Source organism: Peribacillus sp. NPDC096447, assembly GCF_044762725.1.
GTDB lineage: Bacteria > Bacillota > Bacilli > Bacillales > DSM-1321 > Peribacillus.
On the sequence record NZ_JBIWEV010000026.1, the window covers coordinates 1 to 1,718 of the forward strand.

At 54.2% G+C, this 1,718-nt stretch carries 1 rRNA gene; it reads left to right on the forward strand.

Annotation, left to right across the window (positions count from 1 at the left end):
* Positions 1 to 1,712 (forward strand): 23S ribosomal RNA (locus ACIQZD_RS26130); the annotation flags it as partial.
* Positions 1,713 to 1,718: the final 6 nt, after the last annotated feature.

Genomic DNA, 1,718 nt, shown 5'->3' on the forward strand with positions numbered 1-1,718 from the left:
GGTGTCGATGGTAGGAGAGCGTTCTAAGGGCGTTGAAGTCAGACCGGAAGGACTGGTGGAGCGCTTAGAAGTGAGAATGCCGGTATGAGTAGCGAAAGAAGGGTGAGAATCCCTTCCACCGAATGCCTAAGGTTTCCTGAGGAAGGCTCGTCCGCTCAGGGTTAGTCGGGACCTAAGCCGAGGCCGAAAGGCGTAGGCGATGGACAACAGGTTGATATTCCTGTACCACCTATACATCGTTTGAACGATGGGGGGACGCAGAAGGATAGGGTAAGCGCGCTGTTGGATATGCGCGTCCAAGCAGTTAGGCCGGAAACGAGGCAAATCCCGTTTCCATTAAGGCGGAGCTGTGATGGCGAGGGAAATATAGTACCGAAGTTCCTGATTCCACGCTGCCAAGAAAAGCCTCTAGTGAGATGTAAGGTGCCCGTACCGCAAACCGACACAGGTAGGCGAGGAGAGAATCCTAAGGTGTGCGAGAGAACTCTCGTTAAGGAACTCGGCAAAATGACCCCGTAACTTCGGGAGAAGGGGTGCTTTTTAGGGTGAATAGCCCAGAAAAGCCGCAGTGAATAGGCCCAGGCGACTGTTTAGCAAAAACACAGGTCTCTGCGAAGCCGCAAGGCGAAGTATAGGGGCTGACACCTGCCCGGTGCTGGAAGGTTAAGGGGAGAGGTTAGCGCAAGCGAAGCTTTGAACCGAAGCCCCAGTAAACGGCGGCCGTAACTATAACGGTCCTAAGGTAGCGAAATTCCTTGTCGGGTAAGTTCCGACCCGCACGAAAGGTGTAACGATCTGGGCACTGTCTCAACGAGAGACTCGGTGAAATTATAGTACCTGTGAAGATGCAGGTTACCCGCGACAGGACGGAAAGACCCCGTGGAGCTTTACTGCAGCCTGATATTGAATTTTGGTACAGCTTGTACAGGATAGGTAGGAGCCTGAGAAGCCGGAGCGCCAGCTTCGGTGGAGGCGTTGGTGGGATACTACCCTGGCTGTATTGAAATTCTAACCCGCGCCCCTTATCGGGGTGGGAGACAGTGTCAGGTGGGCAGTTTGACTGGGGCGGTCGCCTCCTAAAGAGTAACGGAGGCGCCCAAAGGTTCCCTCAGAATGGTTGGAAATCATTCGTAGAGTGTAAAGGCACAAGGGAGCTTGACTGCGAGACCTACAAGTCGAGCAGGGACGAAAGTCGGGCTTAGTGATCCGGTGGTTCCGCATGGAAGGGCCATCGCTCAACGGATAAAAGCTACCCCGGGGATAACAGGCTTATCTCCCCCAAGAGTCCACATCGACGGGGAGGTTTGGCACCTCGATGTCGGCTCATCGCATCCTGGGGCTGTAGTCGGTCCCAAGGGTTGGGCTGTTCGCCCATTAAAGCGGTACGCGAGCTGGGTTCAGAACGTCGTGAGACAGTTCGGTCCCTATCCGTCGCGGGCGCAGGAAATTTGAGAGGAGCTGTCCTTAGTACGAGAGGACCGGGATGGACGCACCGCTGGTGTACCAGTTGTCTTGCCAAAGGCATAGCTGGGTAGCTACGTGCGGACGGGATAAGTGCTGAAAGCATCTAAGCATGAAGCCCCCCTCAAGATGAGATTTCCCATGGCGCAAGCTAGTAAGATCCCTGAAAGATGATCAGGTTGATAGGTCAGAGGTGGAAGCATGGTGACATGTGGAGCTGACTGATACTAATAGATCGAGGACTTAACCAACGCTTT